This window comes from Rhizobium phaseoli, from assembly GCF_003985125.1.
In the GTDB taxonomy this organism is placed as follows: domain Bacteria; phylum Pseudomonadota; class Alphaproteobacteria; order Rhizobiales; family Rhizobiaceae; genus Rhizobium; species Rhizobium phaseoli.
In genome coordinates, this window is the sequence record NZ_ML133618.1 from 1 (window position 1) to 7,649 (window position 7,649).

Annotated in this window: 6 protein-coding genes and 2 pseudogenes; 5 read left to right on the forward strand and 3 right to left on the reverse strand. The window is 53.5% G+C overall.

The features are described 5' to 3' along the window. Positions 1-472 precede the first annotated feature (472 nt). Complete coding sequence (locus EFD56_RS32890; RefSeq protein WP_012489593.1) at positions 473-1,015, reverse strand: hypothetical protein; 543 nt, start codon at positions 1,013-1,015, stop codon at positions 473-475. A 354-nt stretch (positions 1,016-1,369) separates the two neighbouring features. On the opposite strand from EFD56_RS32890, the gene EFD56_RS32120 reads away from it, so the two are divergent. Together EFD56_RS32120 and EFD56_RS32125 are read left to right on the forward strand one after the other, a co-directional pair. Beyond that, on the forward strand, positions 1,370-2,065 hold the full coding sequence (locus EFD56_RS32120; protein WP_004677746.1) for a DUF6875 domain-containing protein: 696 nt from the start codon (positions 1,370-1,372) through the stop codon (positions 2,063-2,065). Positions 2,066-2,150: 85 nt separating this feature from the next. After that, on the forward strand, positions 2,151-2,672 hold the full coding sequence (locus EFD56_RS32125) for an aminoacyl-tRNA deacylase (protein ID WP_004677747.1): 522 nt from the start codon (positions 2,151-2,153) through the stop codon (positions 2,670-2,672). Between the two features lie 155 nt (positions 2,673-2,827). Here EFD56_RS32125 and EFD56_RS32130 read toward each other — a convergent pair. Next, positions 2,828-3,572, reverse strand: a pseudogene (locus EFD56_RS32130) (transposase); the annotation flags it as partial. Positions 3,573-4,472: 900 nt separating this feature from the next. On the opposite strand from EFD56_RS32130, the gene EFD56_RS32135 reads away from it, so the two are divergent. The 3 genes and pseudogenes from EFD56_RS32135 to istA form a co-directional block, all read left to right on the forward strand. Further along, positions 4,473-5,498 (forward strand): LLM class flavin-dependent oxidoreductase, encoded by a 1,026-nt coding sequence (locus EFD56_RS32135; RefSeq protein WP_012489592.1) that lies wholly within the window; start codon positions 4,473-4,475, stop codon positions 5,496-5,498. A gap of 151 nt (positions 5,499-5,649) precedes the next feature. Beyond that, positions 5,650-6,558 (forward strand): transcriptional regulator NodD3, encoded by a 909-nt coding sequence (nodD3, locus tag EFD56_RS32140; RefSeq protein WP_004677763.1) that lies wholly within the window; start codon positions 5,650-5,652, stop codon positions 6,556-6,558. Between the two features lie 258 nt (positions 6,559-6,816). Beyond that, positions 6,817-7,503 (forward strand): annotated as a pseudogene (gene istA / locus EFD56_RS32145) (IS21-like element ISRel16 family transposase); the annotation flags it as partial. Between the two features lie 25 nt (positions 7,504-7,528). On the opposite strand, the gene EFD56_RS32150 reads toward istA, so the two are convergent. Beyond that, a partial coding sequence (locus EFD56_RS32150) for a transposase domain-containing protein (protein WP_164736891.1) occupies positions 7,529-7,649 on the reverse strand: 121 nt, incomplete at its 5' end.

Below are 7,649 nucleotides of genomic sequence, written 5' to 3' on the forward strand. Positions count from 1 at the left end.
CCTCATGGTGCGATCGGCAACAAGGTGCCGATCTCGTTGGTGAATTCGGGAGGCGCAACCAGCCCGCCTCCCTGAATGAAGCCGGAAAACTCTAGCATCCGGTGGTCCAACGTTTGGGAGCGGTTCAGAAATTCTCAGTGGCAGGTCAGACGCCGGATGAAAATTCAGTGGCAGGTCACACTGTCTCGACCAAGAGATGGAGGACCGCGTCAGCGGTTTCCGCCTCGCCTAAAAAGATAGCGTAAATGCCAAGGTGATAAGGCTGAGGATGCCGCCGAACTTCCCGCGCAGTTTCTTGGCCGAAACGACGATACAGCCGCTCCCCCTAGCAGCGCCTGCACCGGCCGTCAGGCCGGTTAAGCGAAACGGGTTACCTCGATGAAGCTTGTTTACGGAGGAAACATTTGATTGATGAAAGGATAAACGCGCGCGAGACCGGCTTCTTACTTTTGCTTTCCCACAATAAAACTCGCTAAAATTTCCTGGCTTTTCGATCGACTCTCTTTTGAGAGGAACCCACAGGTGCCCCAGAAGACGCTGGCGATTTATCAATAGATGAAGAACTTGCCGTTGCCATCCCTTCCTCAGGAAGCGTAGCTACTTGAGCGGCACTGTCAATCGCTCTACGGCAGTCATCAAGGAAGTCAGCTATATATTCATTGACATAGACAACCAACGGCTCCTTTGGAACAACAATCAGACGCCGTTTGTCCGTTTTATCCCGAGTGATGTCGATGAACCCACGCAAATGCGCTGCCTCGACATACTTTTGGCAAACAGTCTGGTTTTTGAAAGGCAGATAGCGACACGCCTGCATCTTCGTCATGGGTTTGTTATTGGCGTCCATATGATATACTTTAAGCATCAATCCAAGAATATTCCTCAGGAATAGTTTTTCTTCGGAATTTTCGCTAACGAGATCTGACAAAAACGAGTCAATTTTCTCAAGCTTATGCTTTACGCCGACGTCGATCTGTTCTGGCGTATATATTTCTCTTCGTGTTGTCTTCGCCACGGCCACGCCTCTGCGCAATGGGTCGTTCTGTTTTCACCCAAAGCCTGTTACCGGATCCCATCGCGGCGACATTTATCATATGTATGTCTTCACAACTACGACGAATATAAGAATTTGCGGGCGGTCGTGAGACTAACCTTCATCGTGCACGAGCCCCCGCTCTTGTTTTCACATCCATTTAAAAAAACAGTTACACAAGTGTAACTACGAGTGCTACCAAAAATTCGGGAGCTTCGCTTCCGATGGAAGGTCGGTCTCTTGATTGGCCCCCGACCAGCTCGCCCGCCGCCCGAGCTGGCATGCAAGAGCCCGACCTTCCGTTTTGCACGTGGCTTTTCGAACCAGGGATCCGAAATGAATAAAGAAATTTGGAAAGATTACAGCCAACCTTTCGGGACGATTGGTCCATTGATGACAGTGGGCGAAATTCTGGAAAAGAATATTGATGCGGGATACAACGCCTATGATGAGTATGCAAACGCAGCTCTTCAGAAATTTGCTCGGTATGCCTCAGAATTCCTCTCCAATCCACATCCTCATTTAGGTCGGGACGGGAGCGTTTGCCCTTTCGTTCCCGAGGCTCTGACGAAGGGGCTTTTACGGGTTGCCGCGTCGCAAGCTGTTGCAGTTGACGAAATCGAAAACGATTTGGCGCGTATGCTCGCCGTCTTCAGCCAGATGAAACCCGTAAAGTCCTTCAACGATCGAACGGGCGACTGGATCTATAAGGCCATTATCATTGCCCTTCCTGGAATACAGGATGAAGGAGAGATTATCAGGATTGGTCAACTGCAAAAACGGCTGAAGCCCGACTTCATTCAGGAAGGTTTCATGATCGGTGAATTTTATCCAGGTTGCCCGGAGCCCGGTTTGCACAACAGGATGTTTCGACCGCTCGACACAACGGTTCCAGCCTTGGCTATTCGGCATATCACCAAATATGATGCTCCTTTCATGCTCGATAGCGATAAGTGCCTGGAGGCTTACTTCAGTATTTTTGGGAACGAGGGTCGCCGCCGCATTAGGCAGCTTTTGGAGCGAACCGCCTGAAACTTACTCGCAAGAGGGCTGTACTCGCAGTCGCTGAAACAGCTATCCTCGATCGTCCTACCAGGTGAACCGGAAGGAAACGACTATGTTGGACGTTCATCCGAACGTACTTGCTGAACTGCACCAGATCGGAGCGTCGACGGTACGATTGTGGCGCTATAGTGAGTTCGCCACCCCTATTACATCTCCTTCCGATTTAGCCTCCGCTATCGGCGTTCCCGTGGGGCGCGTTGCAAAGACGATGATTATTGCCGAGCAGAAAGCGAACGATGTGATGCGCCGGTCTCATCCTGCGCGCCACCTTTGTGCCGTTTTGCTGCCATCACCTTCAAAGATTGACATGAAAGCGGTTGCTGGCACGTATGGATGGAAACGAGCCGAGCTTGCTCAGAAAGAACAGGTACTCGATCTCTTCGGCTACCCGTCAGGAAGCGTATCACCATTCGGTCTCCAGAAGATCGCTGTACTGATCGACACCGCCCTTTTTTCTTATCCTACCGTAGTCACAGGTGCGGGCAAGGTTGGAGTCGAGCTTGAGATCGACACAAGCATGCTTTGGAAGATCGGGCAGCCGTTACAGACGCGTGGACGGGCCAGTCAAACCTAACGCCTCGTCACCTTTCATAGAGATGCCGTGAGGTAGGTTATTTCTTCGGGAAAGGAAATGCGGTTCCACGTAACGGCGCCTCGATTAGAGAATGAGGGTTCAATACGTATGTTGCGTAATCGGACTCATAGTGCGCACTATAACGAAAATCGTCACACCCGTCCCAACGTCTGCACGACATCTTCACCTCGATAGCTGTGAGGCGGATCAAGCGCGGGAACATAGCGTGAGAAGGTGGCGACCACCGTCAGGACCCGCAGTTTCTTTCCGGTTGCGAGCTGGTCGTGCACGAAGTCCATCGCCCACACGTCATTTGGTTCGACAGCCATTTGCCGATCCTCGCGAAGTTTCGCCTTAACACGGCGCTTCCGAGTCTTATTCCGCAGCTGCAGTCCCAAGTCCCTGTAAATGCGATAGGTTCGCTTGATGTTGGTGCCCCAACCCTCGCGTTCCAAAAGCACATGCACGCGACGATAGCCGTAGCGCACCCGCGCTCACAGGTCTAGACCGGCCTCGGCGCGGCGAGAGATGTAGTGATCGGTCGACCGATCGAAGTTCAACGCGCCACAGGCACGCCGGATCGAGATCGCCCAATCGCGGCACATGACACCACCTCCCGCTACCCCTCAGGCCTTAGAGCTTTCGGCGGATGGCGTCCTGCAGCATCTCACGGTCCAACGTCAGATCCGCGACGATCTTCTTCAATCGCGAATTCCCGTCCTCAAGCTGCTTGCGCCTCTTCATCTCTGGCGGCAACATGCCGGCGTACTTTTTCTTCCAGTTGAAGTAAGTCGTCTGACTGATCCCCGCCTTGCGACAAATCTCCGCGATCGAGACGCCCTCATCACCCTGCTTCAAAATGAACGCCTTCTGAGCGTCCGAAAACTGCGATGCCTTCATCGTGTTCCGTTCCTTTTCCCAGCCAGGAAAATGCACCGGAAAACTCTAACCAAAATTGGTCCAGTTTGAAGGGTTGAGAGCAATTTCCCTATCGTAAAACCTGTGATCCTATGAAGTTAAGATGGGGAATGTTAAGGACATACAACAGCGTGCACGAAAGACGCGGAAGCCAACTGCGTCACATCTATTTCTGGTATCGACGCTGTTGCGCTGCGGCCAAAACCGCACTGGCTCCTGATCCTTCCACCTTCGGAAGGGGCCGTGATCTCGCCTGGGTCGACCGTATGCTAGTTCGATCAGCAACCCTTTGACGGTGAAGATTCCTGGTTATTCACCTGGTGGATCAATGCCATACAAACAATCAATTTTACGAAGCCATGGGATGTTATTAAACACCTCGATTATGAATTGGGGACCCCATGATGTTGCTCCACCGAGAGCAGCCGAGGGCAAGGTCACAGACCTGGCCGGTAAATGGAGACGAACATGGCCAACGTGGAACTGCAGAAGGCGCTCTCGTCTGCCAATCAAGCGCCGAGACATAGCTCTGGGTCCTTTCTTCGCCTACTGCAGGAGCCTCGTCGCATTAAACCGAATACCAGCTTTAACACATCTGGGTCGCCACAAAAGCTGAACAACCACTATCCGATCTTGCCAATCCTTGGCTTCTCAAAAGTGAACGGAGCTGTGGGTATGCGAGATGGGGTGTTACCCACCGCGAAGTCATACATGAATACGAATGATTCAATGTCATTTCAACGTGAGCATTATGATTAGCTCATCGGCGTCAGCATCGTTTTTTAGAACCAGCAGCTTTTCGATGATTCCTGGCGAAAGACATCGGGGCCACCCTCCGGTCTTGGTCACCGAAAATTCGCCGCCAAACTTGGAGACATTTAAATGACAAACTCTCTTCCCGCAAAGCTGATGGTTGGTATCTTCGACCATTTGGACGAAGACGGAAGGGAGATTGGGCGCCAGTATGAAGATCGGATGAAGTTGGCAGAGGTCTGCGATCGCCTTGGCTTTTATGGATATCACGTCGCAGAGCACCACTGTACTCCCCACGGCAGAGGACCTTCGCCGAATCTATTTCTAGCAAGCGTAGCTCAGCGCACGCAGCATCTTCGTCTCGGTCCTTTGGTTATGCTGTTGAACCTTTATCATCCGTTACGTGCGTTTGAAGAAATTTGCATGCTGGATCATCTGAGCGGTGGCAGGCTCGAGTTGGGCATGGGGCGCGGCTCCTTACCAATCGAATGGAGCTTTTTCGGTATTGATGAGGAGGTGGCGACATCGCGCTATCTCGAAGCCAGCGAGATCGTCATCCAAGCGATGAAGGAAGGAGCTCAGGCTCTTTCCTACAAAGGCGACCACTTTGAACTAGACAAAGTCCCGTTGATGTTGCGGCCACATCAACGTCCTCAGCCTCCGACATGGATTACAACCAGTCGTCCTGAGGTTGCGCGCTGGGCGGCTGAGAACGATACAAATCTTGCCTGCGGGGGCCCTGCTTCTGCTGTTCGCCAGATCACTGATGCCTACCGAGCACACGAGAGACGTACCGCCGGGGACAGGAAACGGGCGCCGTTCCTTGGGTTGGTCCGAATGGTGGTGGCCGGCAGCACGACGAAGCATGCCATTTCGCTCGCGGCCCCGGCTTATCAACGGTGGCTTCGGAGCTTTAGGTTTCTGTACGAGATTAACGGGATACAGACTCCTCAGAACCTCCCGCCGGATTTTGATGCAGCAGTAGACTGTCAGTTGTGCGTAGTTGGTACTGCTGCTTCAGTTAGGCAAGATCTTCTCGATCATGTCGAGGAAGCAGGTGCTAATTATCTTCTTTGCCAGCTGGCGTTTGGTGATTTGCCATTGGAGGCTTCCTATTACACTGCAACGAGCGTTCACTCTGGAGTTATGGCTTAATCTGGACTGGCCTCAGGTTGCTTTCCGATCACAGAGATTAAGTCTCTGTGGCCGCGCCCTCAAATCGATTGAGGAGCGTCAAGGCGAATTCAGCCATCGCCGTAGGAACAGCCATTGTGGAATGGGCTGCACTATTGGATAGTTAAAAGATATGCGATTTAAGGGCCTCGATCTAAATCTCCTTGTCGCGCTCGATGCACTAATGATTGAGCGCAACCTTACTGCGGCGGCACGTAGCATTAATCTGAGCCAGCCCGCAATGAGTGCAGCTGTCCGCCGGCTCCGCTCCTATTTCCGCGATGAACTATTTACGATGCGTGGTCGTGAGTTCGTTCCAACTCCGCGTGCGGAAGACCTCGCGCCTGCGATTCGTGAGGCTTTACAGCATATTCGGCTCAATATCATACCCTGGGATAAATTTACTCCTGATCAATCAGATCGTCATTTCCGAGTAAGCTTATGCGATTTCGTTACAGTTGTTCTTTTTCAGAAGATACTGGAGCGTCTTGCGCGGGAAGCACCCGGCATTAGTTTTGACTTGCTGCCTCTTACTGACAATCCAGACGAGCTTTTGCGACGCGGCGACGTAGACTTCCTTATTAGCCCACCGCTATTCATGTCGAGCGCGCACCCTAAGATAGATCTATTTCAGGAACGACTGACTTGCGTCGGCTGCAGTAATAACAAACAACTTGAGGAAGCCCTTACTGCCGAGGAGTATTCTTCAATGGGGCACGCGGTAGTTAGGTTCGGTCGGACGCAGCAGCCTACCATAGAAGATTGCTTCTTGCAGGAGCATGGCCTCAAGAGGCGGGTCGAAGTCGTTGTTTCAAGCTTTAGCATGATCCCCGCCGCCCTAATGGGCACCGATCGCATCGCAACCGTTCCGTTACGACTAGTTGGGCTTTTTGAGGACACGATACCATTGCGGATGACTGCGCCCCCGATAGCGCTGCCGACATTCACCGAGGCAGTCCAATGGCCGGTACTTCACGACAAAGATCCGGCAAATATCTGGATGCGAGATATAATGGTTCAGGAGGCAGCGCGATTGCCGTGACCATCCTGAAACCTAGGAAGCTGGGCTGCATTGGGAGCGACGACCCGCGACGCGGCCGATTAGCTGCAGATTCCGAGGCAATCCGCCCCCGCATTCCGAAATGATGCCGCCCCCCAATTCCGAGAATTAACCGCCCCCTTGTTCCGAGATGATGCCGCCCCCTGATTGGGGCTGTTTGTCGGGGTGTCCTGCTGGTGAGACGTTCTTCCTTTCAGTTGCTCGAGAGGAAGGAACGCGATGCCAGCGGAGAGACTAAAGATGCGGCGTGTCCGCGAGATTCTGAGATACAGATTTGAGGAAGGCCTTGGCCACAAGTCGATTGCGGTGCGCGTTGGTACGGCGCCCTCGACGGTGCGCGAGACGTTGCGCCGTTTGGAGCGTGCCGGACTTTCCTGGCCTTTGGGCGACGATGTCAGCGATGCGGTGTTGGAGGCGGCTCTCTATAAGGCTGCCGGCACGAAGACCGGTCACCGTCGCAGTGTCGAGCCGGATTGGGCGCATGTTCACCGGGAGCTGAAGCGCAAGCATGTGACGCTGCAGATCCTCTGGGACGAGTATATCGGCCTTCATCCCGATGGATATCGCTACAGCCGCTACTGTGATTTGTATCGCGCTTGGGCGGTGAAGCTGCCGGTGACGATGCGCCAGGATCATGCGGCTGGCGAAAAGCTGTTCGTCGATTATGCCGGCGACACAGTGACGGTGGTCGTCGACAGATTGTCGGGAAAGACGCGACAGGCGCATCTGTTCGTTGCGGTGTTGGGGGCATCGAGCCTGTCATTTGCACACGCCCGCTGGAGCGAAACACTTCCCGACTGGATTGAGTGCCACCTGCTGGCGCTTGAGGCGTTTGGTGGCGCGCCGGCATTGCTTGTCCCTGACAACGCCAAAGTGGCCGTGATCAAGGCCTGCCATTTTGATCCGCAGGTCAATCGCACCTATGCCGTAAGCCTCCGGTGAAGGTCGCAGGTCAGGCCGCTTGAGCGTTGACGGTCGGCGGCGTCCAATTCCACGGAAGCAACTGCTCCAGCCTGGTAATCGACGTATCAGCGATGCTGGCAAGAACGTCGGCCAGCCACACCTGCGGATCG

Excerpts from the sequence above, each read along its gene's own strand:
- EFD56_RS32120 (WP_004677746.1), top strand. The coding sequence starts at position 1,370 with ATGAATAAAGAAATTTGGAAAGATTACAGCCAACCTTTCGGGACGATT.
- EFD56_RS32125 (WP_004677747.1), top strand. The coding sequence starts at position 2,151 with ATGTTGGACGTTCATCCGAACGTACTTGCTGAACTGCACCAGATCGGA.
- EFD56_RS32135 (WP_012489592.1), top strand. The coding sequence starts at position 4,473 with ATGACAAACTCTCTTCCCGCAAAGCTGATGGTTGGTATCTTCGACCAT.
- nodD3 (WP_004677763.1), top strand. The coding sequence starts at position 5,650 with ATGCGATTTAAGGGCCTCGATCTAAATCTCCTTGTCGCGCTCGATGCA.